At 68.1% G+C, this 26,662-nt stretch carries 28 protein-coding genes; 14 read left to right on the top strand and 14 right to left on the bottom strand.

The features are described 5' to 3' along the window. The gene (locus AB0I34_RS00140) at nt 1-576 is read right to left on the bottom strand and encodes a TetR/AcrR family transcriptional regulator (RefSeq protein ID WP_360436817.1); all 576 of its coding nucleotides are present in this window, start codon (nt 574-576) and stop codon (nt 1-3) included. Nucleotides 577-613: 37 nt separating this feature from the next. On the opposite strand from AB0I34_RS00140, the gene AB0I34_RS00135 reads away from it, so the two are divergent. Beyond that, on the top strand, nt 614-994 hold the full coding sequence (locus tag AB0I34_RS00135; protein ID WP_360436815.1) for a nuclear transport factor 2 family protein: 381 nt from the start codon (nt 614-616) through the stop codon (nt 992-994). Beyond that, nucleotides 991-1,197: a heavy metal-associated domain-containing protein gene (locus AB0I34_RS00130; RefSeq protein WP_360436812.1), complete on the top strand. Its 207-nt coding sequence runs from the start codon at nt 991-993 to the stop codon at nt 1,195-1,197. The genes AB0I34_RS00135 and AB0I34_RS00130 overlap by 4 nt, the downstream gene beginning before the upstream one ends. On the opposite strand, the gene AB0I34_RS00125 is transcribed toward AB0I34_RS00130, so the two are convergent. The 5 genes from AB0I34_RS00125 to AB0I34_RS00105 all read right to left on the bottom strand — a co-directional run bounded on the left by AB0I34_RS00125 (nt 1,194) and on the right by AB0I34_RS00105 (nt 6,951). Then, nucleotides 1,194-1,436: a hypothetical protein gene (locus AB0I34_RS00125; protein ID WP_360436810.1), complete on the bottom strand. Its 243-nt coding sequence runs from the start codon at nt 1,434-1,436 to the stop codon at nt 1,194-1,196. The two genes, AB0I34_RS00130 and AB0I34_RS00125, sit on opposite strands and share 4 nt — an antisense overlap. Before the next feature lie 66 nt (nt 1,437-1,502). Further along, nucleotides 1,503-2,042, bottom strand: coding sequence for a dihydrofolate reductase family protein (locus AB0I34_RS00120; RefSeq protein WP_360436807.1), 540 nt, complete (start codon nt 2,040-2,042; stop codon nt 1,503-1,505). Nucleotides 2,043-2,104: 62 nt separating this feature from the next. Further along, complete coding sequence (locus AB0I34_RS00115) at nt 2,105-4,594, bottom strand: Tex family protein (RefSeq protein ID WP_360436804.1); 2,490 nt, start codon at nt 4,592-4,594, stop codon at nt 2,105-2,107. A gap of 182 nt (nt 4,595-4,776) precedes the next feature. Then, the gene (locus AB0I34_RS00110) at nt 4,777-6,264 is read right to left on the bottom strand and encodes a DHA2 family efflux MFS transporter permease subunit (protein WP_360436801.1); all 1,488 of its coding nucleotides are present in this window, start codon (nt 6,262-6,264) and stop codon (nt 4,777-4,779) included. Nucleotides 6,265-6,324: 60 nt separating this feature from the next. Continuing rightward, nucleotides 6,325-6,951 (bottom strand): DUF624 domain-containing protein, encoded by a 627-nt coding sequence (locus AB0I34_RS00105; protein ID WP_360436799.1) that lies wholly within the window; start codon nt 6,949-6,951, stop codon nt 6,325-6,327. 100 nt (nt 6,952-7,051) lie between these two features. On the opposite strand from AB0I34_RS00105, the gene AB0I34_RS00100 reads away from it, so the two are divergent. The 4 genes from AB0I34_RS00100 (at nt 7,052) to AB0I34_RS00085 (ending at nt 11,388) form a co-directional block, all read left to right on the top strand. Beyond that, nucleotides 7,052-8,122: a LacI family DNA-binding transcriptional regulator gene (locus AB0I34_RS00100; protein ID WP_360436796.1), complete on the top strand. Its 1,071-nt coding sequence runs from the start codon at nt 7,052-7,054 to the stop codon at nt 8,120-8,122. Nucleotides 8,123-8,271: 149 nt separating this feature from the next. Next, nucleotides 8,272-9,546 (top strand): extracellular solute-binding protein, encoded by a 1,275-nt coding sequence (locus AB0I34_RS00095; RefSeq protein ID WP_360436793.1) that lies wholly within the window; start codon nt 8,272-8,274, stop codon nt 9,544-9,546. Continuing rightward, on the top strand, nt 9,543-10,481 hold the full coding sequence (locus AB0I34_RS00090; protein ID WP_360436791.1) for a sugar ABC transporter permease: 939 nt from the start codon (nt 9,543-9,545) through the stop codon (nt 10,479-10,481). The genes AB0I34_RS00095 and AB0I34_RS00090 overlap by 4 nt, the downstream gene beginning before the upstream one ends. Then, nucleotides 10,474-11,388: a carbohydrate ABC transporter permease gene (locus AB0I34_RS00085; RefSeq protein ID WP_360436788.1), complete on the top strand. Its 915-nt coding sequence runs from the start codon at nt 10,474-10,476 to the stop codon at nt 11,386-11,388. Before AB0I34_RS00090 ends, AB0I34_RS00085 begins: the two co-directional genes overlap by 8 nt. Nucleotides 11,389-11,720: 332 nt before the next feature. Here AB0I34_RS00085 and AB0I34_RS00080 read toward each other — a convergent pair whose 3' ends face one another. Next, complete coding sequence (locus tag AB0I34_RS00080; protein ID WP_360436785.1) at nt 11,721-12,272, bottom strand: TetR/AcrR family transcriptional regulator; 552 nt, start codon at nt 12,270-12,272, stop codon at nt 11,721-11,723. 90 nt (nt 12,273-12,362) lie between these two features. Between AB0I34_RS00080 and AB0I34_RS00075 the strand changes: the two genes are divergently transcribed. Together AB0I34_RS00075 and AB0I34_RS00070 are read left to right on the top strand one after the other, a co-directional pair. Next, nucleotides 12,363-13,970: a LuxR C-terminal-related transcriptional regulator gene (locus AB0I34_RS00075; protein ID WP_360436782.1), complete on the top strand. Its 1,608-nt coding sequence runs from the start codon at nt 12,363-12,365 to the stop codon at nt 13,968-13,970. Nucleotides 13,971-14,023: 53 nt separating this feature from the next. After that, nucleotides 14,024-14,845 carry a class I SAM-dependent methyltransferase gene (locus AB0I34_RS00070; RefSeq protein WP_360436779.1) on the top strand — a complete coding sequence of 274 codons (822 nt, stop codon included), beginning with the start codon at nt 14,024-14,026 and terminating at the stop codon, nt 14,843-14,845. On the opposite strand, the gene AB0I34_RS00065 is transcribed toward AB0I34_RS00070, so the two are convergent. From AB0I34_RS00065 to AB0I34_RS00050, 4 genes are read right to left on the bottom strand one after another with little or no spacing between them, the layout of a single operon-like run. Further along, a complete protein-coding gene (locus AB0I34_RS00065; RefSeq protein WP_360436776.1) occupies nt 14,822-15,577 on the bottom strand; it encodes a class I SAM-dependent methyltransferase in 756 nt (251 codons plus the stop codon). The genes AB0I34_RS00070 and AB0I34_RS00065 overlap by 24 nt on opposite strands. Further along, nucleotides 15,570-16,343 carry a dihydrofolate reductase family protein gene (locus AB0I34_RS00060; protein ID WP_360436773.1) on the bottom strand — a complete coding sequence of 258 codons (774 nt, stop codon included), beginning with the start codon at nt 16,341-16,343 and terminating at the stop codon, nt 15,570-15,572. The genes AB0I34_RS00065 and AB0I34_RS00060 overlap by 8 nt, the downstream gene beginning before the upstream one ends. Before the next feature lie 29 nt (nt 16,344-16,372). Continuing rightward, entirely contained in the window at nt 16,373-18,703 is a 2,331-nt protein-coding gene (locus AB0I34_RS00055; RefSeq protein WP_360436770.1) for an FtsX-like permease family protein, read from the bottom strand. Next, on the bottom strand, nt 18,700-19,407 hold the full coding sequence (locus AB0I34_RS00050) for an ABC transporter ATP-binding protein (RefSeq protein ID WP_360436767.1): 708 nt from the start codon (nt 19,405-19,407) through the stop codon (nt 18,700-18,702). Before AB0I34_RS00050 ends, AB0I34_RS00055 begins: the two co-directional genes overlap by 4 nt. 130 nt (nt 19,408-19,537) lie before the next feature. Here AB0I34_RS00050 and AB0I34_RS00045 point away from each other — a divergent pair, with 130 nt between their 5' ends. From AB0I34_RS00045 to AB0I34_RS00030, 4 genes are read left to right on the top strand one after another with little or no spacing between them, the layout of a single operon-like run. Then, nucleotides 19,538-20,335: a histidine kinase gene (locus AB0I34_RS00045; protein WP_360436764.1), complete on the top strand. Its 798-nt coding sequence runs from the start codon at nt 19,538-19,540 to the stop codon at nt 20,333-20,335. After that, the gene (locus AB0I34_RS00040) at nt 20,332-21,003 is read left to right on the top strand and encodes a response regulator transcription factor (protein ID WP_360436761.1); all 672 of its coding nucleotides are present in this window, start codon (nt 20,332-20,334) and stop codon (nt 21,001-21,003) included. Before AB0I34_RS00045 ends, AB0I34_RS00040 begins: the two co-directional genes overlap by 4 nt. Before the next feature lie 45 nt (nt 21,004-21,048). Beyond that, on the top strand, nt 21,049-21,930 hold the full coding sequence (locus tag AB0I34_RS00035; protein ID WP_360436758.1) for a class I SAM-dependent methyltransferase: 882 nt from the start codon (nt 21,049-21,051) through the stop codon (nt 21,928-21,930). A 31-nt stretch (nt 21,931-21,961) separates the two neighbouring features. After that, nucleotides 21,962-23,335, top strand: a complete 1,374-nt coding sequence (locus tag AB0I34_RS00030) for a hypothetical protein (RefSeq protein WP_360436755.1) — start codon at nt 21,962-21,964, stop codon at nt 23,333-23,335. A 76-nt stretch (nt 23,336-23,411) separates the two neighbouring features. Here the strand turns inward: AB0I34_RS00030 and AB0I34_RS00025 are convergent, their stop codons facing one another. Together AB0I34_RS00025 and AB0I34_RS00020 are read right to left on the bottom strand one after the other, a co-directional pair. Continuing rightward, nucleotides 23,412-24,158, bottom strand: a complete 747-nt coding sequence (locus AB0I34_RS00025) for a class I SAM-dependent methyltransferase (protein WP_360436752.1) — start codon at nt 24,156-24,158, stop codon at nt 23,412-23,414. Nucleotides 24,159-24,169: 11 nt separating this feature from the next. Further along, nucleotides 24,170-24,598, bottom strand: a complete 429-nt coding sequence (locus AB0I34_RS00020) for a nuclear transport factor 2 family protein (protein WP_360436749.1) — start codon at nt 24,596-24,598, stop codon at nt 24,170-24,172. Nucleotides 24,599-24,646: 48 nt separating this feature from the next. On the opposite strand from AB0I34_RS00020, the gene AB0I34_RS00015 reads away from it, so the two are divergent. Continuing rightward, the gene (locus AB0I34_RS00015) at nt 24,647-25,345 is read left to right on the top strand and encodes a GntR family transcriptional regulator (RefSeq protein ID WP_360436746.1); all 699 of its coding nucleotides are present in this window, start codon (nt 24,647-24,649) and stop codon (nt 25,343-25,345) included. On the opposite strand, the gene AB0I34_RS00010 is transcribed toward AB0I34_RS00015, so the two are convergent. After that, complete coding sequence (locus tag AB0I34_RS00010) at nt 25,293-25,952, bottom strand: hypothetical protein (RefSeq protein WP_360436743.1); 660 nt, start codon at nt 25,950-25,952, stop codon at nt 25,293-25,295. The genes AB0I34_RS00015 and AB0I34_RS00010 overlap by 53 nt on opposite strands. Before the next feature lie 68 nt (nt 25,953-26,020). Between AB0I34_RS00010 and AB0I34_RS00005 the strand changes: the two genes are divergently transcribed. After that, nucleotides 26,021-26,581 (top strand): AAA family ATPase, encoded by a 561-nt coding sequence (locus tag AB0I34_RS00005; protein ID WP_360436740.1) that lies wholly within the window; start codon nt 26,021-26,023, stop codon nt 26,579-26,581. The last annotated feature ends 81 nt before the right edge of the window (nt 26,582-26,662 follow it).

The following is a 26,662-nucleotide window of genomic DNA, read 5'->3' as shown; positions in this document are numbered from 1 at the left end:
TCAGCCTGGCTGCAGGAGGCGTACGGCGCTGGCTCGGAGGGCGGCGGTGGCTTTCCGGGCCGGCAGCCGGTTGGTGGCTAATGCCTCGCCCGCCGTGTGGCCGAGGGCGATCAATGCCGCGACCAGCCAGTTGAGCGGCAGGTCGCGGGTGATCTCGCCGGCGCGCTGACCGCGGCGGATCAGCCGTTCGAGCCGTTCCACCACCGGATCGTGGCGCTCGTCCTGGCCGCCGGACTGCGGTAGGTGAAGGAGCAACGGATGTTTCTCGAAGCTCCGCCAGCCGAGGTCGATCAGGTCGAGCAGTGTGTCCAGTGCCGGTCCGTGGCCGAGATCGAGCGCGTCGATCGCCGCCATCGTCTCCCGGGTGAGTTCGTCGATGACGGCGTCGAGCAGGACGTCGCGGGACGCGAAGTGGGCGTAGACGGTCTGCCGGGTGACGCCGGCGGCCGAAGCGACGGCTTCCATCCCCGCGTCGGGCCGCTCGTCGAGCAGCATGATGGCGGCCGTCAGGATCGCGGTCCGGCTCCGATCCGCGTCCGCGCGGCGCCTGCGTCGCACCGGCTCTTTGTTTGACACCTTGTCAAGGTTAGTCGATGCGTCTATGTTTGACAGCATGTCAGAGTTAAGCGCACGAGAGTTCGTCGCGGATTTCTTCGACTCGTTCACGCGCGAGGTAGTGGCGGGCGGTGACGCGGAGGCGGCGGTGGATCGCTACTACACGCCCGACGTGGAGCAGACCGCCGACGGTGTCACGCTGGACCGGCAGCGGCTGGTTGCGCACCTGCGCCCGATCCGGAAGAACCTGCTGACCTGGGAGTACGACGTCCACGAGGCGATCCGGACCGCTGACCAGCTGGCGGCGCGGTTCACGATCCATGCCCAGCTGCGGCAGGGCCGGACGATCTCGACCGAGGTCTACCTGTTCGGAGAACTCGCGCCAGACGGCCGGATGCGCCGTACGACGCAAGCGACCCGGGATGTGACCGCTCGATGAGCACGCAGGAGTTCCGGGTGCTCGGGATGAGCTGCGGTCACTGTGTGAACTTCGTGACCGACGAGCTGAAGACGTTGCCTGGCGTGGTTTCCGTGCTGGTCGATCTACCGACGGAGACCGTCACGGTCACCAGCGAACAGGCCCTCCAGCCGACCGCCATCCGAACAGCGATAGAGGCGGCCGGCTACGAGCTCGCCGATTAGGCGCCGCTGATGTACAGCCGCCAGTAGTAGCGAGGCGGCCAGCCGCTGGCCTCGAACTCGCACCAGGCGCCGGTGGAGCCGTCGCGGATCTCTGCCGCACGTGCCTCGCACCTGCCGTAGGTACTGAAGGTCTCGTTCGTCGGTCCCGCGGATGCGGTCAGCGGAGCGCTCACGAAGAAGCCGGCCGCTGCAACCGCGGCCATTCCGGTCATGATCAGTCTTCTCTTGGCTCTGGTCATGTCGTCGACCCTAGGCAGAAAGGGGCCGACGGCATCGACCTTTCGGTTCTCGTGAAAAGGCTGTGATCACTCCGTACGACGGTAGATCATCTGCGCGACGCCGTTGCCGAAGGATGTGCAGGCAGTCAGCCGAAGCGGTCGAGTGGTGCCGTCCGGGAACAGTCGCCGCCCGGTGCCGACGACCGTGGGATAGACGAACAGGCGGTACTCGTCGACCAGGTTCGCCGTGATCAGCGCGTGCACGAGGGTGATGCTGCCGGTGCAGACGATCTGCGTGCCCTCGGTGCGCTTCAGTTCGCGTACGTCGTCGATGCCGCGGAGGATCGTGGTCGGCTCCCAGCCTGGCTCCTGCAGTGTCTGCGAGACGACGTACTTCTGCACGGTGTTCAGGTACTCCGTGATTCCGGTGGTGTCGTCCACCTGCACGGGCCAGAAGCCGCGCAGCTGCTCGAACGTCGTTCGGCCGGTCAGGAAACCGTCCGCTTGGGCCATCTGGTCGCGCAGGACGGCGAGCACCTCGTCCCCGCCGTCAGCGGGGGCGAACCAGTCGCCCGCCTCTACGACGCCGTCCACCGTGATGTTCTGGGTGACAACCAGTTCGCGCATCAGCTCTCCTCGTAGGTCAGCTGGTACGTCGGAACCGGTCGCCACCCATCGACATCGGCAGCTCAGCGGACGGTGAAGCCCGCCTTGCGGAACGCATCAGCGAGGGACGTCTCGTCCATCGGCGTGTCGGCCTTGGAGCCGCCGCGGTCCTGACCACCCTTGTTCCGGTCGCCCTGACCACGTCCACCCTGTCCGCGTCCGCCGCCCTGGCCCCCGGCCCCGCGTCCGCCCTGGCCGCCGCCGGCCCCACGTCCGCCCTGGCTGCCGCCCGGCCCGCGTCCGCCCTGGCCGCCTGGCCCGCGTCCACCTTGACCGCGGTTGCCCTGGTTGGCGCCGGCGCCGCGGTTGCCCTGGCCGCCGGACGTCCGCGGGCCGCTGCCGACCTCGTCGTCGAGGCGGAGCGTCAGGGAGATCCGCTTGCGGGGAATGTCGACCTCGAGGACCTTCACGGTCACGATGTCGCCGGGCTTGACCACCTCGCGCGGGTCCTTGACATAGTTCTTCGACAGCGCGGACACATGGGCGAGCCCGTCCTGATGTACGCCGATGTCGATGAACGCACCGAACGCGGCCACGTTGGTGACCTGGCCCTCCAGCCGCATCCCCGGCTTCAGGTCGGCGATCTTGTCGACGCCCTCGGCGAACACCGCGGTCTTGAACGCCGGCCGCGGATCCCGCCCGGGCTTCTCCAGTTCGGCCAGGATGTCCGTCACCGTCGGCAGCCCGAACATGTCGTCGACGAAGTCCGCCGCCTTCAGCCGCTTCAACTCCGACGACCCGATCAGCGACTTCATGTCCGCCCCGGTCGCGTCCAGGATCCGCCGTACGACGGGGTAGGCCTCGGGGTGCACGCTGGATGCGTCCAGCGGGTCGTCGCCGTCGGGGATCCGGAGGAATCCGGCCGCCTGCTCGAACGCCTTCGGCCCGAGCCGCGGCACCTCCTTCAGCGCCGTCCGGGACGTGAACGGCCCGTTCTGATCGCGATGCAAGACGATGTTGTCGGCCAGCCCAGGAGTGATGCCGGAGACGCGGGTCAGCAGCGGCGCCGACGCGGTGTTGAGGTCGACGCCGACCGCGTTCACACAGTCCTCGACCACCGCGTCGAGCGAACGGGACAACGAGTTCTCGGCCAGGTCGTGCTGGTACTGGCCGACGCCGATCGACTTCGGATCGATCTTCACCAACTCGGCCAACGGGTCCTGCAGCCGCCGCGCGATCGAGACCGCGCCGCGCAGCGACACGTCCATCCCAGGCAGTTCCTGGGAGGCGAACGCCGACGCCGAGTACACCGACGCGCCGGCCTCCGACACGACCGCCTTGGTGAGCTTGAGCTCGGGGTGCTTCGTGATCAGCTCCGCGGCCAGCTTGTCGGTCTCGCGCGACGCCGTACCGTTGCCGATGGCAATCAGCTCGACGTTGTGCGCGGCGGCCAGCGCGGCCAGCGTCGCGATCGACTTGTCCCACTGGTTCTGCGGGACGTGCGGGTAGATGACGCCGGTGTTGACCACCTTGCCGGTGGCGTCGACGACGGCGACCTTCACGCCGGTCCGGAAGCCCGGGTCCAGGCCCATCGTCGCGCGGGTGCCGGCCGGAGCGGCCAGCAGCAGGTCACGCAGGTTGGCCGCGAACACCCGGATCGCCTCGTCCTCGGCGAGCTGCCGCAGCCGCATCCGCAGGTCGATGCCGAGGTGGACCAGGATCTTCGTCCGCCAGGCCCAGCGGACCGTCTCGACCAGCCACTTGTCGGCCGGGCGGCCCTGGTTCTCCACGCCGACCTTGCGGGCGACGGTGGTCTCGTACTCGGTCGGGCCGTCGGCCTCGACACCGGCGGGCAACGGCTCGACCGTCAGCGTCAGTACGTCTTCCTTCTCGCCGCGGAACATCGCGAGGATCCGGTGTGACGGCATCTTCGTGAACGGCTCGTCGAAGTCGAAGTAGTCGGAGAACTTCGCGCCGTCGGTCTCCTTGCCCTCGCGCACCGCCGACGCGAGCCGGCCCTGCGTCCACAGCCGCTCACGCAGCTCGCCGATCAGGTCGGCGTCCTCGGCGAACCGCTCGACCAGGATCGCGCGGGCACCGTCCAGCGCCGCCTGCGGGTCCGGGACCTCCGCGTTGACGAACACGGCGGCCGCGGCGAACGGCTCGACGTCCGGGTCGGCCATCAGACCATCCGCGAGCGGCTCGAGACCGTTCTCCCGGGCGATCATCGCCTTGGTCCGCCGTTTCGGCTTGAACGGCAGGTAGATGTCCTCGAGCCGGGACTTGGTGTCGGCCGCGAGGATCGAGGCCTTCAGCGCGTCGTCGAGCTTGCCCTGGCTCTCGATCGACTCGAGCACCGTCCGGCGGCGTTCCTCCAGCTCACGCAGGTAGCGCAGGCGTTCCTCGATCGTGCGCAACTGCGCGTCGTCGAGCATCCCGGTGACCTCTTTGCGGTACCGCGCGATGAACGGGACCGTCGACCCTTCGTCCAGCAGCGTCACCGCTGCCCGCACCTGGTTCTCGCCGACCTCCAGTTCCCCGGCGATCCGCTGCTCGACCGACTGCACGACCACTGTCCGATTCCCCTCTACCGATCAACTGACCGACGAGCATGCACCGCCCCGTCGGCCCATATCCTTCCCCATCCCACCCCCCACCCCGAAACCCCCGTCCCACCCCCTGTGGACAAACCCGAGGCCCAGGTACGGCGAACTCCCCGCGGCCGGGGTGGTCGCGGGGAGTTCGGCGTACGTTGTCAGGCGGCGTCGAGGACCAGGTCGTCAGTCTCGGTCTCGGTCTCCTCGGCCTGCTTGGCGGGGCGCATCAGGGTGTAGGCGATGGCCACGGCAGCGGCGACGATCGCGGCGGCGATGGCGAACGACAGGTGGTAGCCGTCGGTCAGAGCCTCCAGCGCCGGCTTGGTCGAAGCGACCGCCTCGGTGCGGGTTGCGGACAGCGTGGCCAGGACGGCCAGGCCCAGGGCGGCGCCAACCTCGGCGGTGGTACCGATCAGACCGGAGGCCAGACCCGCGTCCTCAGGCTTCACGTCAGCCATCGACAGCCCCATCAGAGCCGGGAAGCAGACACCGCCACCCAGGCCCAGCAGCACCAGCACCGGCAGCACGTGGACGAAGTAGTTGCCACCGACCGGAGCCTGCGTGAAGAGCAGCAGTCCGACCACGATCAGCGTCAGTCCGGCGATCAGCGGACGACGGGGGCCGAATCGCATGACCAGCTTCTCGGAGTACCTCACCGACAGCAGCCCCATCACCACAGTGGTCGGCAGGAACGCCAGTCCGATCTCCAGAGCGGAGTACCCGAGCACCCGCTGCAGGTAGAGCGAGCCGAGGAAGAAGATGCCGAACATGCCCGAACTGGACAGCGCCTGGACCAGGTTCGCACCGGTCAGGTTGCGGGAGCGGAAGATCCGCAGCGGCACCAGCGGGTTCGCGGCGGTCGCCTCACGGACGATGAAAGCGGCCAGCAGGGTCAGCGTCACCAGGCCCAGTACGACGGTCCGCGGTGCGGTCCAGCCCAGCTCGGCGGCCGGCTTGACGATGGTGAACACGCCGACCATCAGCGCGGCGGTGATCAGGACGGCGCCCGGTACGTCGGTGCCGCGGCCCAGGCCGAGGCCCTTGTCCTTGTCGATCAGCTTGACGGCCAGTACGGCGGTCAGCGCGCCGATCGGCAGGTTGACGAAGAAGATCCAGTGCCAGTTGATCGCCTGGGTCAGCACGCCACCGGCCAGCAGACCGATCGAGCCACCGGCCGACGCGACGAAGGCGTAGACGCCGATCGCCTTGGCCTGGTCCCGCGGCTCGGGGAACAGGGTCACGATCATGCCCAGGATCACCGCGGAGGTCAGTGCGCCGCCGACACCCTGGACGAACCGGGCGATGACGAGCACCTCCTGGGACTGGGCCAGTCCGCACAGCACCGAGGCGGCGGTGAAGATGACCAGGCCGGCGGTGAAGATGTTGCGGCGGCCGAGCAGGTCGCCGAGCCGGCCGGCCAGCAGGAGCAGGCCGCCGAATGCGATCAGGTAGGCGTTCACCACCCACGCCAGCGAGGAACTGGTGAAGCCGAGGTCGTCCTGGATGGCCGGCAGGGCCACGTTCACCACGGTGACGTCGAGCACGATCATCAACATGCCCGCGCACAGCGTGTACAGGGCCAGCCAGCGCGAGCGGCCGCCCTGCGCGGCCGGCGAAGTCGCCAGGGTTTCGGTCGTCGCGTACATCTTGGGGTCTCCTTGAGTCCTTGTGAGGGCCTTTACACCCTTACGTCGGACCAGGAGGGCTCAGATTGACACGTCCTCAGAATCTTTTTTCGAGCCCGTGCGACCTACCCGGGACAACCAGTACCCGACCAGGGCCGGAACCAGGCCGGAACCGACCACCAGCAGTGTCGGGAGCTGGGACGCGAGCGCGAACCAGGTGAGCAGGACGATCACGCCGCCGGCCACCGGGAGTGAGCGGCGGAGCAGGAAGAGGTTCGCCGACCGGAACAGCGTCTTCATGGTCGTGTCGTCGTCCGCCTCGGGCAGCAGCGCGAGCGCGCTCAGGTAGAGCCCGAGGATCATCCCGGTCAGCGGGATCAGGATCGCGAGCGCGAAAACCCGCGCCCCGCCGCCGGAGTACGCCCAGAACGCGATCCCGAAGGCGAGCATCAACCCGCCGAGGTAGAGCCCGATCCCGGTCAGCCAGAACCGCCGGAACGCCCAGCCGAACTCCTTGAAGAACCGCCGCAGCAGCGACGGCCGGTCCTGACTGATCGCGTCCGGCAGCACCCGCTGCAGCGCGAACGCCGCCGGGAACAGCGTGACGATGCCGAACGAGAGCACCAGGAAGACCAGTTGCAGCATCAGCAGATCGCCGATGATCGACAACTTGGACAGCACAGTGCTGGTCCGGCCGGCGCCTTCCACCGATTGCCTCCTCGTTCCGTGTGAGCGTGCCTGATCGTATGATCACGAACAATCACGCGCCACATACTGCGCCAGACTGGGCCACAGCACAGGGGACCGCATGCTTGCACCGGAGCGCCACGAGCTGATCCTGCGGAGCCTGCGCCGGCACGGCCGGCTCCGGGTGGCCGAGCTGGTCGCCGAGCTCGGCGTCTCCGCGATCACAGTACGCCGGGATCTCGCCGAACTGGATTCGGCCGGACTCCTCCGCCGGGTCCACGGCGGCGCTCTCGGCATCACCTCGGCCGACCACACCGCCGGCGGCCGGCCCACGATCGGAATCGTCGTACCGAGTGCCGCGACGTACTACTCCGACGTGATCCGCGGCGCGCAGGCGATGGCGGACCGGCATGGCGCCCGCCTGGTGCTCGGGGTATCGAGCTACGACGCGACGATCGAGCAGGAGCGGATCGACAAGGTGCTGGGGGCAGGGGTGACCGGTCTGCTGCTCAGCACCGCGCTCGGCGACGCGGACGCCGACAAGGTCGGCTCCCGCCTGGACGACATCGAAGTACCGCTGGTGCTGATGGAGCGGGCGTTCGGATTCCCGCAGGTGGCGCGCGAGTACGACCACGTCCGGACCGACCACGAGTACGGCGCGATGCTGGCGCTGCGTCACTTCGCCGCCCTCGGGCACCGGCGGATCGCGGTCAACCTGCAGGCGACGGTGACGGCGTACTGGCTGCGGCGCGGGATCGAGGCGGCCGCATCGACGCTGGGTGTGGAGCTGTTCCTGTCGCCGGTCGACCTGCCGATGGAGGGGAAGGATCCGGCCACGCTCGCGCAGCTCGACGCGTTCCTGGCCGAGTGCGAGTCGTTCGGCACCCGCGCGGTCCTGATCCACTCCGACGAGCATGCCGCGCGGCTGGTCGAGCGGGCGATGGAGCTCGGGCTGCGGGTTCCGGAGGATCTGGCCGTGATCGCGTACAACGACGTGACCGCCGCGCTGGCCGTTGTACCGCTGACCGCTGTCAGCCCGGCCAAGTTCATCCTGGGCGGCACCGCCTGCGAGCTGCTGCTCCGCCGCCTCGAGGCCGGCGCGCCCCGTCCGGTCGCGGTCCAGCACCTCAGTCTGCTCCCGGAACTCCGCATCCGATCCTCCTGTGGAGCGCTTCAACCGGCCCTGCACTGATCGGTCCGGTTCCGGATTTGATCGAATGTGATCATTCGAGCGTCAGGGTATTGACGAGGAAAGCCCTTTCCCATACTTTCGCTGCACCTGGTGCTGGCCCGGCCCCCCGGACCCGCCCGAAACAGGTTCGGCAGCGAAGGAGTTCCCCTGTGAGACGTGGTGTGGGACTGACCTTGCTGGCGGCGGCGCTCAGCGTCGTGGTCAGCAGTTGTGGCAACGGGGTGATCGACAAAAGCACGGACGGGGTCCCTCCGGCCGAGGCCACCGGCACCCTGCGGATTCTGCTTCCGTCCTTCCCGCCCAGTACCAAGGGCCGGGAGGAGTTCCAGAAGGTCGTCGACGATTTCCACCAGGCCTATCCGAAGATGAAGGTCGAGCCGGACTTCGCGACGTACAACAACCTGAACGAGAAGCTGTCCACGTCGATCGCGGCCGGCATCCCGTACGACGTGATGGTCACCGGCGTCGGCTGGATCCAGCCGTTCGCCTCGAAGCGGATCTTCGACGATCTCGGCAACTACGGCGTCACGCCGGACGTGATCAAGGAGAAGAGCGTCGCGGCGCTGATCCCGGCGGCGACGTACGACGGCAAGCTGTACGCGTACCCGCTGGTCGCCGACGCCCGCGCGGTCGCCCTGCGCAAGAGCGCGTTCCGCGAGGCCGGTCTGGACCCGGACAAGCCGCCGACGTCGCTGACCGAGCTCAAGGCCGCGGCCGAGAAGCTGACCAAGCGGGACAAGGACGGCAACATCACCCGCAGCGGTTTCGACCTGGCCTCCGCGACCGGCTTCCGGCAGTCGTTCACGACGTTCCTGACCTCGACCGGCACGCAGCTGTACGTCAAGGGTCAGCCGACCTTCGACAGCCAGGCCGGGCTGGACACGCTGAACTGGATCAAGTCGATGATCAACAACGTCCAGCCGTACGGCCAGACGAACGCGGCCCAGCAGCCGCTGGTGTACTCCGGTGAGGCCGCGATGGGCATCGTCGGCGCGGCCGTCGATTGCTCCGACAAGGGCATCGGTCAGAAGAACTGCGACGACCTGAAGTTCTTCCGCTTCAACAGTGGCAAGGAGATCGAGTACGTCGGCGGCGACCTGGCCTCGATCGGATCCCGCAGCCGGCACAAGGACGCGGCCTGGGCGTTCATCCAGTCGCTGACCAAGCCGACCACTCTGGACGCGCTGGCCAAGCTGAACAAGAAGATCCCGGCCTACAAGGACGCCGGCAACTCGCCGCAGGCCAAGTCGAACCCGTTGAGCAAGTTCGTCGCCGACGGACTGGTGTACGCGGCGAACGAGAACGAGGTGCCGTCGAACTGGCTCGAGATGCGCGGCAACTTCGACATCCAGCTCACCCAGGCGGTCCTCGGACAGAAGGATCCCGCGAAGGTGCTGCACAACCTGGCAGGACAGTCACGATGAGCACAACTCTTGAACGTCCAGCACTGGACACTCCGCGCAAGGTCACCCCGTCCAAGGACAGCCGCACGCTGCTCCGCAGTCAGGTCCGGACCGGATGGGCCCTGCTGACGCCGGCGCTGCTGCACTCCGGCATCTTCATCGTCATCCCGGTCGTCGCCGTCCTGGTGCTGAGCCTGACCGACTACAGCTTCGGTGACACCTGGTCGTGGGTCGGGTTCGGCAACTACGCCGACCTGTTCCGCGACGTCGACTTCCTGGCGTCGCTGTGGCACACGGTCCTCTACGCGATCGTGGTGATCCCGATCTCGATGGCGATCTCGCTGGCCGTCGCGGTCGGGCTGAACCAGAAGATCCGGGGGATCGGGTTCTTCCGGACCGCGTTCTACATCCCGACGGTGACCGCCACGGTCGCCATCGCGACCATCTGGCTGTGGATCTACAACCCGGGCTCCGGTCTGGCGAACGGGTTCCTCAGTCTGTTCGGGTTCGCACCGAACCGCTGGCTGGCCGACCCGGCGACCGCGCTGCCGTCGCTGATGGTGGTCGGGATCTGGCAGGGGCTCGGGACCAAGATCATCATCTACCTGGCCGCGCTGCAGGGCGTCTCCCGCGATCTGCTGGAGTCGGCCGACCTGGACGGCGCGAACCGCTGGCAGCGGTTCCGGAACGTGACCTGGCCGGCGCTGGGGCCGGTGCAGTTCTTCGTGCTGATCACGTCGATCGTCGGCACCTTCCAGGTGTTCGACCTGGTCTACGTGATGACCCGCGGCGGGCCCGGCAGTGAGACCCGCGTGCTGGTGCTGGACATCTACCAGAACGCTTTCCAGGACCTGAAACTCGGCTACGCGTCCGCCGAGACCGTGATCATGATGATCGTGATCGCGCTCTTCATCGGCGTCGGGCGCTTCCTCCAGAAGGCGGATGCCAATGACTAGCGCTACCTTGCCGGCGGTCGGATCCGCCAAGCCGTCGACCAAGCCATCGGGGGTCCGGCCGGGCCGGATCGTGTTGTACGTCGTACTCGTCGTCGGCGCGATCCTGATGATCACGCCGTTCGTCTGGATGGTGCTGACCGCGTTCAAGAGCGACCTGGAGATCATGAAGTTCTCCTGGTTGCCGGGGGAGCTGCGCTGGCGCAACTTCTCCGAGGCCATGCAGACCGCGCCGTTCCTGCGCTACTTCCGCAACAGCCTGTTCATCGCGGTCGGCGAGACCGCCTTCACCCTCGCGGTGTGTACGACGGCCGGCTACGCGCTGGCCAAGATGCCGCTGCGCGGCGGCAAGATGCTGCTGAACTACTTCATCCTGCTGCTGCTCGTGCCGTTCCAGATCATCCTGGTGCCGCTGTTCCTGATCGTGAAGTCGATCCCGCTGTTCGGCGGGAACAACATCCTCGGCCAGGGCGGCATCGGCTGGCTGAACTCGTGGTGGGGCCTGATCATCCCGCTCGGCGCGGCGCCGCTGTTCACGTTCCTGGCCCGGCAGTTCTACGTCTCGCTGCCGGACGAACTGGCCCAAGCGGCCCGGGTGGACGGGCTCGGTGAGTTCGGCATCTTCTGGCGGATCATGACGCCGCTGATCAAGCCGGCCCTGATCACGATCTGCGTGTTCCAGATCGAGGCGGCCTGGAACGGTTTCCTCTGGCCGCTGATGATCACCACGTCGGACACGATGCGCCCGCTGCAACTGGGGCTGGCGATCTTCTCGCAGAACCCGGCCGAGATCCAGTGGCCGTACCTGATGGCAGGCACGGCGCTCGCGACGCTGCCGATGATCGTGCTGTTCGTCTTCGCCCAGAAACGGTTCGTCGAAGGAATGGCGAACGTGGGCATCAAGGGCTAGAAGCCCTGGTCCTCGAACAGGTGCTCACCCCGCCCCGGGTGAGCACCTGCGAGGCCCCCCAACACATGCGGTGGTCCCGAAGAAACACCGGAGCTTCCCCCAAGTGGCCCCCCACCAGGTCGCTCACCCGTTTATCGGCACAGTGTGGCCGCCGTTACATCATTCGTGCGGTTTTTTCGTGGACTCCCCGCACGATTTCTGTAGGTCTCTGCTAAATTCCCACGAAATGTCACCTCCCGCGTTACCGCAGTGACATTAAGTGAGAACCGTGACGGAGAATGATGGACATCAGCACCTTCTCGACCACCATCTGCTGGCCTGGTAGCGGTCTGTCAGCCGAGGTGAACGTGGACCACGTGGCGCAACATCGGGGTGAGGTCGGTGGTGGCGAGGAGGTCCAGGGCTCGAGTGGCTCGGAGGGTTGCGAGGCCGTGGATGTTTGTCCAGAGGGCGATGGCGCGGTCGCGGGCATCGTCGGGATGAACCTGACCGACCAGGTCGATGAAGACTTGGAAGAGCGGGAGTGATTGCTGGCGGAGATTCCCGCCGGCGCCTTCCAGCAGGTCGTGCCTGAACAGCAGGTCGAACATGCCAGGCCGCTCGGCGGCGAACTCCAGGTAGCGGCCGGCTGCGGCGACCAACAGCTCCTCAGGGGACTCACGGCGTACGCCGGCGGTTTGGAGACGACTCGCGAGGTCGGTCAGGCCGGTGGCGGCGATGGCCGCGAGCAGTGAGTTGTGGGTGGGGAAGTAGCGCCGAGGGGCGCCGTGCGAGACGCCCGTACGCCGGGTGATGGCGCGCAACGAAAGGTTCGCCAGGCCGTCTTCCTCGAGCAACTCGACGCCGGCCTGGACGAGCCGATCACGCAACGGGACATCAGTCACGTAGACATTGTCTAGCATTCACCCTTCTCCTGCCGTACCTCTGAGGCTCGCCTCTTGCGTTGCCGGGTGGCAGCGGGATAGGAGGTCCTCATGTACGCCGAGGCCGTGGAGGCCGGTCGGGCTGCCCTTTCGCAGGGTGCCTGGCCGGTCGCCCGTGCGCGGTTCGAAGAAGCTCTCGAGTCCGCGGCGACCCCGGAAGCCTTTGAAGGACTGAGCTGGGCTACCTGGTGGCTCGAGGACGCGGCGGCTTGCCTGGATGCGCGGGAGCAGGCGTACCGGCTGTACCGCCAGGCAGGTGATGCGCGGGGTGCGGCCAGGATGGCGTTGTGGCTGGGCGATGACCACAACGAGTTCTACGGGGCAGGGGCGGTTGCCGAGGGATGGTTCAACCGGGCCGCGCGGCTACTCGACGAGCTGGAGTCCTGTCCGGAGCTTGGCTGGCTCCGGGTGTTCGACGCACACGCCGCGCTCGGGCGCCACGACACCGAGCGCGCGCGTGAACTCGCTGGTGAAGCACGCGAGCTCGGCCGGAGGCATCGCGCGGTGGATCTGGAGATGTTCAGCCTGGCCACCGAGGGGCTTGCGCTGGTGGAGGACGGGGCCGTCGAGCAGGGGATGCGGTGTCTCGACGAGGCGACGGCGGCCGCGCTCGGCGGAGAGTACGAGAATCTCGCGCCGGCCGCGTGGACGTGTTGCCGGCTGATGTCCGCCTGCGAGGAGATCCGCGACTACGAGCGCGGTGCCCAGTGGTGCCGGCAGATCGAGGAGTTCAGCCGGCGGATGGAGGCCCGGTTCGTCACCGGTGTCTGCCGGGCGCACTACGCGGCGATCCTCAGCTGGCACGGTCGATGGAGCGAGGCGGAGCTGGAGCTGATCGGTGCTCGCGAAGACCTCACCGCGAAACGCCCGTTCTGGCGGGCCGAGGCCGTCGTACGCCTGGCCGAGCTGCGACGCCGGCAAGGGCGGACGGCTGAGGCAGCAGCGTTGTTCGACGAGGTGGCGTCGCATCCGCTCGCCCGTCGTGGCGTGGCTGAGCTCTGCCTCGATCGGGACGACCCGGCCGGCGCGCGGGACGTGCTGCACCGGATGCTGCGGCGGATTCCGGCGGGATCGGTTGCTCGTGCCTGGCCGCTCGAGCTTCTCGTCCGGGCCGAGACGGCCTTGGGTGACAACGAGTCCGCGGCGATCCACTTGGCCGAGTTCGGCGCGATCGCCGCGACAGTGGCGACGCCGCCGTTGCGTGCGGCGGCACGGTTCGGCGAGGGTCTTCTGGCGGCCGCGGCCGGCGATCACACGAAGGCGTGCCGCTGCTTCGAGGATGCGGTCGACCTGTTCGACGGGATGGCTCCCTTCGAGGCAGGGCATGCCCGGTTGGAGCTCGCGCGGAGTCTGCTGGCCCTCGGCCGCACCGATGCTGCTCGTCGAGAGGCTCGTACGGCGCTTGAAGCGGTCGCCGTACCGAGGCGGGACCAGGCCGAGTTGCTGACCTCACTCGGTCTGCAGGAAACGGTGCTGAGTCTCCGGCAGGTCGAGGTACTGCGCCTGATCGCGGGCGGCCTCGGGGATCGGGAGATCGCCGGCCGCCTGGTGATCAGCGAACACACCGTGCACCGGCACGTGGCGAACATCTACACCCGGCTGGACTGCTCGACCCGCGCGGCGGCCGTGTCCCGAGCGACCCAGCTGGGTCTGCTGTAGATGGCCTGAACAGGTGAAGCGCCCGGGGCATCGGCTGGTCGATGCTGCTGATCATGGAGCTACTGACGCAGTACAAGGAATCGGTGCGGGACATCTGGTCCACCGGGGACTATGACGCGATGCTGCGGGAAGAAGGGCTGTACGAGGCAGGAGCGCGCCTGGTGCGGACCGTCGCCGTTCAGCCTGGTGAGGATGTCCTGGACGTGGCCTGTGGGACCGGGAACGCGACGGTTCCGGCCGCGGCGGCGGGAGCGCGGGTCACCGGGCTGGATCTGACTCCCGCGATGCTCGCGATCGCGCGCGAACGTGCCGGGGATCGCGAGATCGAATGGGTCGAAGGGGATGCCGAGGATCTGCCCTTCCCGGATGAGCATTTCGACGTCGTACTGTCCACGTTCGGGTGCATGTTCGCGCCTCGGCACGAGGTCGTCGCCGACGAGATCGCCCGGGTTCTTCGGCCGGGCGGCCGGATCGGACTGTGTGCCTGGACGCCGGAAGGGTCGATCGGCGAGTTCTTCCGGATGGTCGGTGGGTATGTCCCACCAGCGCCGGAGTTCGTCGATCCGCCACTGGCCTGGGGCGATGAGGACCACGTCCGGGAGCTGTTCGAGGGCACCGGGATCGAGCTCGAGCTCAGCCGTGAGCTCGCCGGGCTCCATCACGATTCGCCGGAGGCCGCGGCTGATTGCTACGGGACGAAGTTCGGCCCGGTCATGCTGGCGCGGCAGGCATTGGGTGATCGATGGCCGGCTCTTCGCAACGACCTGATCGACCTGTTCACCCGGGACGGCAGTCCGAGCGGGACTGGCGTCGTACTGCCGTCCGAGTACCTCGTGATCCAGGGGCGGAAGTCAGGCGGGGCGGTGAGCCAGTAGGGCGTACGAGTTCGGGAGCCGGCCGGACCAGGCGGCCGCCTGGGTGCCGTCGGAGGGTCGCCAGAACGGTTCGGCGTACTCCTCGAGTACGTCGAGGCGCAGGTCGGCCGCAGTGATCGCGGTGACGATGTGGCCGAGGTTCCACTGCCATTCGCGGGCGCCGTTGCCGGGGAACGTGTCGTTGACGTTCGTCTCGGCGAAGTAGCTGCGGTCCGGCCGGATCCGCGGCTCGTCCTCGTCCCAGGTCCACAGTGGAACCGTCGGGTGCGCCTCGTACACGAACAGGCTCCCGCCCGGCCGCAGCACCCGAGCCACATCCCGCGCCCAGGCACCGATGTCGCGCATCCAGATCAACGCACCCTTGCCCGTGTAGACGAGATCGACCGACCCGTCCTTCACCGGTACGCCGGGAACCTCGGCGACGACGTACCGGCAGGCAACCCCCAGCTCGACCGCCCGCCGCTGAGCCGCCCCCGCCGCGACCGAGCTGTAGTCCACCCCGATCACTCGCGACGCCCCACCGTTCACCAACGCGACGTCGTCCAGTCCATGCCCACTCTGAAAGTGCACCACCACAGGCTGATCGGCGAGCAACGGCCCCAGCAACTCCTTCTCGCGCGGAAAGAAGTGCCCCCCATCCCGAGCCTCCGTCAACAGTTGGTCGTACTCCCGAACATGCTTGCCCGAAGCCCGTTCCCACACGACCCGATTACCCCGCACCACCTCATCCATCCGAAGAGTCTCCCAGGATTTCGTAACGCAGGCTGAGAATTCCGTCTGGGCTGGGGTCGGCGGTGATGAGGCGGAGTTGGGTGGGTGATTGGTCGAGCGTGAGTTCGGGGCCGTCGAAGATGGTGGGGACTCCTTGGCCGCCGATGGCGGTGGGGAGGAGGATGAGGTGGAGTTCGTCGATCAGGTTGGCGCGGAGGAGGGCGCCGTTCAGGGTGCCGCCGGCTTCTGAGATCACGTAGGTGACGCCGAGAACGTCTCGCATGCGGTGGAGTGCGAGCGCGAGGTCGACGCGGTCGTTGCCGGCGACCAGATAGGGGATGGTTTCGCGGCGGAGATAGGCCAGGTACGACGGTGGGGTCGCGCGGGCGACGAGGAGCAGGAGATCAATGCCTTCGCCGCCCTTCTGATCCCAGTGCACGCGGCCGCGACCGTCCACGACCGTGAACCACTTCCGGTGGTCCGGATGGTCCACGACCTCTGCCGGCAGATAGTCCTCGAACAGCCCGTCGTCGTCTGCCGGTGGAAGCTCCAGCGGCCCGGCATCCTCGGTGACGAAGGTGCCGCTGCCCTCGAGGATCGCGGTCGGCGCGTACAACTCCTCGAGTAGAGCCATCCGCGCCGCATACACCGCGTCCGCGCCATCCGGCTGCATCGAGTGCCAGACGCGGCCGGCCTCCTCGGACAGCAGCAGCCGATCGCGCCCGAGTGTCACCCGGCCGTCCACCGACGCCGTCACGGAGACCACCACACGCGCCCGATCAGTCATGCCTGACTTCTACCAACGGCCGCCGACAGTTACTCGTTGTGCAGCACCTCGGCGATCGTCGCCCGCGCAGCCGAGCGGGCCGGGAGCAGCGCGCCGAGGCCGGCGATGACGATGCCGGCCAGGACCAGCAGCGCCAGGAGCTGCGGCGGATAGACGTCGAGCATGAAATCGGGTATCTCGACCTGCGCGCCGTTCGCCATCGCCGGAACGACGAGCCGGTGAGCGACAACTCCGAGCGGGATCCCCAGCAGCCCGCCGATCGCCCCGAGCGCGGCCATCGAGGTGACGACCATCAGCGTCACCTGGGCCGGCGTCATACCGATCGACTTGAGCATGCCGAGGTCGCGGCGCCGCTCGCGGGTGTTCAGTACGACGGTGTTGAACACGCCCAGCGCGGCCACGGTCCCGAGCATCAAGGTGAGCAGGATGACGGTCACCAGGACGACCGTGACGAAGGTGCCCGCGTCCTGACCTGGCGTCTGCTCCAGCCCCGGATCGCCGGCCTGCACGGCCTTGACGTAGGTGTCGATGTCAGTGCCCGGCTGGAGCTGGACCTCGTACAACTGGGCCCGCGTCCCAGGTGCGACGAGCTGCAGTGTCGCCCAGTTGGACAGCACCTCGTCGCCGGAGTTGTAGAGGGCCTTGCCGACGATCCGTACCTGCACGCTCTTGCCCTGCGAGTTCAGCGTGATCGTGTCGCCGACCGCAAGCGCCCGCTGCCGCAGGAACCGCTCGGACACGACCACCTGGCCCGGTCCGTCGAACCACTGCCCTTCCAGCAGCCGGTAGCCAAGGTGCTCGAAATCCCCACGATAGAAGGACACTCGGAGGTCCTGGCTCGTCCCGGCCAGCCGCATCGGGAGGTCCCCGCTCGCCGTCACGTACTGCGCTCCGGGCGTGGACCGCAGCAGCGCCTCGTCCTCCGGATCGCTCAACTTCGCGACCGGCGGCCCGTCCTCCGACGGCGGCTGCGGTCCCGTGCCCGCGAACATCGTCAGGTCGACCGCACCAACGCGACTGGCGGCTGTCTGGTAGTCGGTCAACGACGTACCGAGCCCCACCGCCAGCGTCACGCTCGTCACCCCGAGTACGACGGCGGCCAGCGTCAGCGCACTGCGTGCCGGGCGAGCGAACGGCAGGCCGAGGCCGAGGCTGACCGACCGCGGCAGCCGAGTACCGCTCAGCCAGCGCTGCGCACGCAGACCGCGACCGGCACGCGGCGCACTGCCCGCGCTGATCGCCTGCGCGGCCGACAAGCTGCGAGCACGCAGTGCGGGAACCAGCGCGGACAACGCAACGAGGACAGGTACGCCGACCATCGCAGCCACGTCGACCCACAGCGGTACGCCGACCCCACCGGCGCCGTAGTTCTCGAAAGCCCTTGTCAGCAAGGACTCCGCGAGCAGATTGCCCGCGACGACCCCTAGTGCACACCCAACGATCGCCGGGATCGAGACCATCGCCAGATAGACCGTCATCACCTGCGTGGGCGTGAATCCGAGCGCCTTGAGTACGCCGATGTGCCGGAAGCCTGCCACCACCGCACCACTGACCACGTTGACCACGATCAGCGCGGCCACCGCCAGCCCGAGCCAACCGAACACCATCAGGAACGGCACGAACGTGTTCGGCTCACCGGTAGCGAGTGCCTTCAAAGCAAGGTATGACTGCGTTCCCAGCAGAGCCCCGGACGGCAGTCCGGTCGTCACGGCGGTCTGGCCGGCGGTGATCTGCTCGTTCGTCGCGGCATCGGCGAAGCGATACAACATCTGGCTCGCCGTCGGATGCAACGCCGTCATCTGCTCCGGAACGACCCAGGCGTCGGCCGACATGCTCACGCTGTAGGCGAACCCGACGACCGTCAGTGTCGGTCCACCGTCGGCGATGACGAGCTTGGAGTCGAGAGTCATGGCCCCGGGGCCGTTGCTCGACTCGACCGGGTTCCGGTTCAGCACGATCTCGCCGGGCTTGTCCGCCCACCGGCCCTTCCACACGTTCAGCCGGTCGACCGGCCCACCGGCATCCGCCCGCCCGACTGTCACCAGCGAGTCGGGCTGACCGGGACGCTCCCCCGAGCCAAGCTCCACTGTCGCCGTGGCGAACGGGCCGGCCACTGCCTCGGCCGACGTGCTCGCTTCGGTGAGCTGCGAGTCCGTGACCTTGGTCCGGTCGTACGACGCGGCCAGGTGGGCACCGCTCTGCCGGTTGTACGCCTGGTCGAACGGACCGCTCGATGCGGCCAGGAGTCCGAGTGCGACCACGATCATCGTTGTCGACAATGCGACAACGACACCGATCACGATCGTCTGCAGCCGCCGTCGTCGTACTGCGGCTCGCGACACCGGCCAGACGGCGCTCACGGCCTACGCTCCAAGGCGCGCTCGCCGGCGATCTGCCCGTCGACGACCTCGATCACGCGGCTGGCGCAGCGGGTCGCGAGTTGCTGGTCGTGCGTGACCAGCAGCAGGGTCTGACCGATCTGGTTGAGGTCGAGCAGCAGGTCCATCACCTGCTCGCCGGCGCGGGTGTCGAGTGCGCCGGTCGGTTCGTCGGCGAGCAGGACGGCGGGACGGTTCATCAGCGCCCTGGCGACGGCGACCCGTTGCCGCTCGCCACCACTGAGCTGGGCGGGATAGGTGTTGCGGCGACCGGCGATGCCGAGTTCCTCGAAGAGTTCGAGGGCTCGTTTGCGGGCCTGCGAGGCCGACGTCCCGGTCAGCTGCGCGGCCAGCGCGACGTTGTCGAGGGCGGACAGATCGTCCAGCAGGTTGAAGAACTGGAAGATCATGCCGATCCGGCGCCGCCGGTAGAGCGCGAGGCCCTTCTCGTTCAGCGCGCCCAGGTCCTCGCCGTGCACCGTGACCGTCCCCGAGGTCGGACGGTCGAGGCCGGCGACCATGCTGAGCAGCGTGGACTTGCCGCTGCCGGACGGGCCCATCACTGCCACAGCCTCGCCGGAGTGGATCTCTAGCGAAACCCCGTCGAGCGCGACGGATTCGCCGTACTCCTTGCGTACGGCGGTGAGCCGTACGACCGCCTGTCCGTTGCCTTCGTCATCGGTCATGGGTTCACGCTAGGAGCACCGGTGCCCGCCGGGCGTCAGCCTGCGGAGGTAACGTCCGCGGCGGGTCATCCTGCAGATGTACGCGTGCGGATGATGCGGAACCCGGACCGCCACTGGGACAGTGGTTCTTGTGTGGGACATCGTCTGGTTGATCGTTGCGGTGGTGGCGGTGCTCGCCGCCGGACTGCTGGCGGTCGCGCTGATCCGGGCCCAGCGGGCGCACGCCCGCGCGCTGGAGGAACGCGGCTGGCTGCTGGAACGCGAGCGGGAGACCGCCGCGCGGAACGCGGTCGACGCCGAACGGGCCCGGATCGCCCAGGACCTGCACGACATCGTCAGCCACAACGTGAGCGTGATGGTGATCCAGGCCGGCGCCGCCCGCCACGTGCTCGCGACCGAACCGGCCGATGCCGAGGCCGCGTTGCTGGCCGTCGAGGCGGCCGGGCGCGACACGATGAAGGAGCTCCGGCACCTGCTCGGCCTGCTCGCGCCGTCGGCCGACGGCGCGGACGAGACACTGGCCCCGCAACCGAGTCTGAGCCGGCTCAGTCCGTTGATCGACCGGATCGCGTTCGCCGGACTGCCGGTCGAGGTACGGATCTCCGGGGAGCCGCGACCACTTCCGGCCGGCGTCGACGTCACGGCGTACCGGATCATCCAGGAGGCGCTGACGAACGCGCTCAAGCACGGCGACGGAGTACAGGCGCAGGTGACGGTTCGGTACGCCGACCACGCGCTGCGGATCGAGATCCTGAACTCCGGACCGAGCGTGCTGTCCGGCGGACGTCCACCGAGGCCGGACGGCGAGGGGCGCGGGCTGCTCGGGTTACGACAGCGCGTGGCGGTGTACGGCGGCGACCTCGATGCTCGGCGTCGACTCGGTGGTGGGTTCCGCGTGCGGGCCAAGATCCCGTTGGAGCGGCCATGAGCGCGCCGCGGGTCGTGATCGCGGACGATCAGGCGCTGGTGCGGACAGGCTTCCGGATGATCCTGACCGCGCGGGGCATCGAGGTCGCCGGTGAGGCGGCCGACGGTGGCGAGGCCGTCGACGCGGTCCGGCGGCTGCAGCCTGACGTCGTCTTGATGGACATCCGGATGCCGTCGATGGACGGTCTGGAGGCGACCCGGCGCATCCTCGCCGAGTCGCCTGACTGCCGGGTGCTGATCCTCACCACGTTCGACCTGGACCGCTACGTGTACGCCGCTCTGGCCGCGGGAGCCAGTGGGTTCCTGCTGAAGGACGTCACGCCCGAGCACCTCGCGGCCGCCGTCCGCCTGGTCAACACCGGTGATGCGCTGCTCGCCCCGTCGATCACGCGACGGCTGGTCGAACGGTTCGCGACCGGTGATTCGGTGTCGACGCCACCCGCCGTACATCGCGACCTGGCCGCGCTGACGCCACGGGAGCTCGAGGTACTGACGCTGATGGGACACGGCCTGTCCAACGCCGAGCTCGCCTCCGAGTTGACCCTCAGCGAGGCCACAGTGAAGACTCACGTCGCCAGGATCTTCGCCAAGTTGTCACTCCGCGATCGCGCCCAGGCCGTCGTACTCGCGTACGAAACGGGTCTGGTGGCCCCCGGAGCCTCGACGTGACGACGGTCTGCACCGGGGCTTTGGGACATAAGGGGAAATTGGTTGATGAGCGACGGACCGAGCGTCTGCATTCTGTGTGCCGAGAAGGGACCGTTCCGGCGACGGGGGGAGAAGGGCGGCTACGGGATCGAGGAGTGCCCTGCCTGCGGACTCGTGCAGCTCGTGCCCACGCCGACGCCCGAGACCCTGCGAGCCCTCTACGAGGGCGACACGTACTTCGACGGCGAGGCAGGGACCGGCTACTCGGAGTACGAGGACCAGGAGGAGGAGTACCTGGCGACGTTCCGCGAGGACGTGCGCCGGATCGGTGAGTTCATCCCGAGCGGCCGGATCCTCGAGGTCGGCTGCGGCTACGGCTACTTCCTGCAGGCCGCGGAAGAGGCCGGGTACGACGCGTACGGGATCGACCTCTCGCCGATGGCCGTCGAGTGGGCCGCGAAGCGCCACCCTGACCGCGTGTTCCTCGGTCTGATCGAGGAAGTGCCCGAGATCCAGGACCAGAAGTACGACGTGATCTTCGGGTCGCACCTGATCGAGCACCTGACCGAGCCGGCCGACTTCCTCCGCCAGGCCGGCAAACTGCTCCGCCCCGGCGGCCTGGTCGTCATGGTCACCCCGAACATCAAGAGCCTCCTGTCCCGCGTCTCCGGCTCCCGGTGGGTCTCCTACAAGATCCCGGAGCACGTCAGCTACTACGACCCGGGGACCATCACGACCCTGCTGAACCGCACCGGCTACACGGTCCGCAACGTCGACAGCGCGTACCAGTACTACGCCCTGCCGTTCATCGGCACTCGCGTCCGCGAACTCCTGAACCCGGTCTCCCGCCTGGTCCCACCGGTGGAGCGTCTGGCCGCCCTCCGCGACCGCAAGATCCGGGTCACCAGCGGTTCCATGCGCGTTCTGGCTGCCTGGGACGGCGACTGAGAATGACCCGTGCCGCGGAGAGAATCGCGGCATGCGTCTCAGCCGTCGTGCGTTCGGGACCCTGGCCGGCGGCGCCGTACTGGGGCTGCTGACGTCGTGCGCCAAGACTCCTGAGGAGGCAGCGGCCGATCGGCTCGAGTGGCTGCGCGGTCTGGACGGTGTGGAGAAGGCCGAGGTCGTGGCCGCCGGCAACGATGAGCTGATCGTCCTGACGTTGGCCAAGCGGCTGCCGGACCAGGCTGTCGCCACGCTGGTCGACGAGGTCAAGCGTGGGTTCGACGGGCACGACGAGGACTACTACAACAGCATCGAACTGGCGATCGACGACTACCGTGCCCGGTTCTCGCCGTCGACGAGGGCGGTGCGAGATCCCGATCTGGAGCGAGTGCTCTGGCTGCGCAAGGACGGCCGGGCAACGGCGTCGACGTACGGCTCGTCGGGTCTGATCGTGACGGCGCCGGCGTCCGCGGTGGCTGCGGTGGCCGTTGGGTTCGATCAGGCCGCACAGAGCGACGACGGACGGCGTACGCACCGGGTCGAGTCGACGGATCGGCAGGTCGTCGTCGAGTGGACCGACAGTCCCGGCATCGGTTTCCGGCTCGATCGCGTGGCGACGCAGCAGGTCGCCGACCTTCAGGCGAAGTACCCGGGGCTGACCGGGTGGATCCAGGGGCCGGACCGGCTGGCCGGCATCTACTTCGCGGCGGCGGACATCGAGTTGGATGCGCTGCTCGCGGCGCTGCCGAGGCTCGTGACGACTGAGCAGTTCAAGAAGCTCGAGCTCGGCTGGGGACCCGTCCGGGCACCCCAGGCGATCTTCGCCAAGGCGTTCACGCCGCAGCTCCGGACGCTGATCGGGCCGCTGGTGAAGATCCCCGGCATCACGCGGATCGACATCCGCGACCACGACGGCGTACCGAAACCGGAGTCGGTCACCGTCAAGGACCGCGCCGGGTACGTCGCCACCGTCGCGAGCCTCCGCACGATCTGGGACTCGTACCTGTCGATCCAGCTGATCAGGAGACCGTCCAAGTACGTCGGGCAACCGGGCCACTGGGTCTTCCGGGGCTCGCTGTTCGACGCCAGCCCGGAGTACCGGATCCACGCCGCGCTCGCCGATGTCGCCGGCGTGACTCAGGTGCAGGTCGGACCGGAGTCCGCCAACCTGACCATCGCGAAGGACATCACCGACCAGGACCTCGCTCAGGCCTTCAAGGCGATGGCCGGGCTTCCGGCTACGCACACGATCGATCTCGCGGTCAGTGATGATCCGGAGACCCTCGACGTCACACTGATCGGACGCGTGACCAGTCGCAAGTACGTCGCTCCGAGTCCCACGCCGGCCGAAATCGATCCAGCCTTGATCTCCCGGGTGTCGGCCGCCTGGGCCCGCGCCGCCGACTGAAGATCCGCCGGCGCGCCGAGCCCCCTCGCCTGCAGGTCGGCGGCCCCAACATGCGGGTGCCGGACGAGTACGACGTCTAGGACCGTCTCGCCAGGTGGAGCGTCAGGTCGGAGATCAGGGTCACCTTGTCCGGGAGCACCGCGGCGATCCGCTCGAAGACCTGCTTCCGGGTCGTGCTGGGGAGCAGCAGGTACGCCGAGAGCGTCGACAGGTGCCCGATGTAGCCCGCTGCCGTCAACGTCGTACGCCGTTCGATGGAGGTCCGGCGTACGTCCGTGAAGCGGTCCGAGCGACGCAGTTCCGTCCCGGGCCACTCCTCCGAGGTGCCATCAGGTGGCGGAATGCCGTCGTCCTCCAGGAACTCCGACCTGGCGACGCGGACAGCCTCGTCGAGGTCCTTGTCTGCGAGATACAGAGGTCTGTTGAAGGACACGAAGATCCCGCCAGGGTTGAGCAGTGCAGCCACGCGCGTCCAGCGATCGGTCGGGTCGGTCCAATGCAGTGACGCTGCTGCGAAGACCAGATCGAACGTGGAAGTCAGCGGGAGATCCTCGAACGCGCCCTGAACCGCGGTGACACTCGACGGCACCTGCTTGCGCAACTCCTCCAGCATTGCCGCATCCGGCTCGGTGGCCGTCACCGCGATCCCCCTCGCGGCAAACACCCGGGTGGCCTTTCCGGTCCCCGCCCCGATCTCCAGCGCGGTGTTCAACGTCCGACCGGCGTACTCGACCACCTTGTCCACGAGCTCGTCCGGATACCCCGTCCGGAACCGCTCGTACGCCGCAGCCGCAGCCCCGAAACTCAACGCCCGCTCAACCATGCCTCGATGCTTCACCGTCCCGGCGCGTGGCGCACCTGAGTTAGCTCGTTGCGGAGGACCGTGTACATGACCATCGTCGAGTCGAGGTAGGCGCGGACCTCGACGATCAGGTCGCCGTCGAAGCGGCAGACCCAGCAGTACTTGTTGTCGAACGGTGCGCCCTCGTTACTGATCGAAGTCGAGGCCAGCTCGGCGACCACGGTGTCGCCGTCGACCAGGAGGTTCTCGACCCGGAGCTTGGCGCCGCCCCGCAGTACGCCGGCCAGCCGAGTGAACGTCGCATCGATGAACTTCTGCTTGCCGAGGTAGCGACCGGCCAGCGGGTGCGTGCCCTCGACGGTCCAGTCGACGTCGTCGGCGACGCGGGTCCAGAACTGCGGCTGCGTCTCGGCTGAGGCGAGGTTGGCGAAGAGGTCGATGCGGTCCTGCCGGGTGTTCATGTTCTCTCCTTCTGGATACATTGTGGATACATAAGCTAGGTTAGGACCGTGAACCGAACCGAGCAACGTGATCTGGCAGACACCGCCTACGAGGCGCTCCGCGATGACATCGCAGAGTGGCGACTGGCTCCCGGGACGAGCCTGGCCGAGGTGGAAACCTCTGCCCGGCTAGGCATGTCGCGTACGCCGGTCCGGCAGGCGCTCCGACGTCTGCACCGCGAAGGCCTCGCCCAGCCCGCCGGCCGGGGGTTCGTCGTCGCGCCCGTGTCGGTGGACGGAGTCACCGCGCTCTTCCAGGCCCGGGAGGCGTTGGAGGTCTACGCGATGCGCCTTGCTGCGCACGCGGTCGATCGTGCTGAGTTCGGAGACCTCGCTGCCCGCTACGACAAGGCCGCCCGGCGCAAGACTGTGGACGCCGATGAGATCTACGCGCTGTCGGCGGAGTTCGACCAGGCCGTGGATCGTGCTGCGAACAACGCCTACATCACGGAGATGCTGACCCAACTCCGCATCCACCTGCACCGCCTACGCCGCCTGTCCCGGCATCGGCTCGACCGTCTACGCGTCTCCGCAGAGCAGCACGTCGCGATCGCCCGCGCGATCGAATCCGGCAACGAACGCCAGGCCGCCCAACTGTCCGCCGACCGCCTCCGCGACAGCCTCGACACCGTCCTCCAGTCCCTCTCCACCTCCCTCATCGGCCCCGACGACCACGCCCCCGCTCCGCTCGGTGTTCAGTCGACGTGAGTCGCTCACGCAGTACGTCCGGAACGTGCAGGGCTGCGCCTCCTGCCTCTCGACCTGCAAGTGCTCGACGGAGCAGACCGACGTCCAGCGATGCCGGGTCGACGGCCGTGAGAGTCGCCCGCAATCTGTCGGGCTGGTCGCGGAAGATCATGGTCGCGAGCTGAACTTCAACGGGTACGACGGGGATCTGTGTCCCGTTCCAGTCGAGGACTGACCGCTCGCTCCACACTGCTCCGGCGGGGGTTTCGACCAGCAGATCTGTCGGCGCCGGACTATCGATATGCGCCAGCTCGACCGTGAACCCGGCCAGCGTCCACCGGCCGAATGTCCAGCGGGCTCGCCCGGGGTCGTCGAACGTCAAGGTCGGTTCGTCCAGGCTGCTGAACCAGAGGGCATCAGTTGGGCTCGATCGATCCGTCCGGCTTGGAAGCACGGTCGCCGCCGTACGGACGCCAGCGGATGTCGACACCGCAACATCGATGTCACCCGGCTCGATGGCTGCGCCGTGGAGTGCCGTCGCCGCGCTGCCGACCAGCATCCATTCCACGTCGGTCCCCGCCATCCGCACGGCAAGCTCCCGAAGCGCGTCCGACCAGTCGCCGTCCATGTGCCGACACTGCCACCCACCACCGACAACGCGGAATGTGATTGCTCGGGTGGGGGCGGTTTGGCACGATGCCGGGCATGCGTGGTGTGGGAGCGCCTGCGTGCTTGCTGGTGACGGGCATGCCTGGGGCTGGGAAGTCGACGGTGACCAGGCTGGTTGCCGAGCGGCTGCCGCGGTCGGCTCGGCTTGGTGGCGATGAGGTCAACCAGATGATCGTGAACGGGTTCGTGTGGGCGTTGGGTGAGCCTGCCGACGAAGCAGCGCGCCAGGTGGAGCTGTTGCATCGCAACCTGTGCGCGCTGGCCGGCAACTTTGCAGACGCCGGCTTCACGCCGCTGATCGACGCGATGATCCCGTCCCGCGCGAAGCTCGACGTCTTCCTCGACCTGCTCTCGCCTCGGCAGCTTCTGTTCGTCGTCCTCGCGCCGGGCATCGAGGTGTGCCGGCATCGCAACGAGATCAGGGATCCTGACGACCGGTTCGACTTCGACGGGTACGACGCCCTCGAAGCCGACATGCACCGCGAGTTCGGCGACGCCGGCTGGTGGATCGACACCTCGGCCATCACCCCCGCCCAGACCGCCGACCGCATCATCGCCGAAGCCCACCACCGCGCCCGCCTGAACTGACACCGCGGCTGCGGCCGGTTGCGCACGACCTCTCGCGCGGAGGCCTTGTTTCGGATACCGTCTTTGATAATTTCGGTCATG

The sequence above is a fragment of the Kribbella sp. NPDC050281 genome (genome assembly GCF_040655855.1).
In the GTDB taxonomy this organism is placed as follows: Bacteria; Actinomycetota; Actinomycetes; order Propionibacteriales; family Kribbellaceae; genus Kribbella.
The sequence above is the reverse complement of the archived record's forward strand: the minus strand, read 5'-3'. Positions and strand labels throughout refer to the sequence as shown.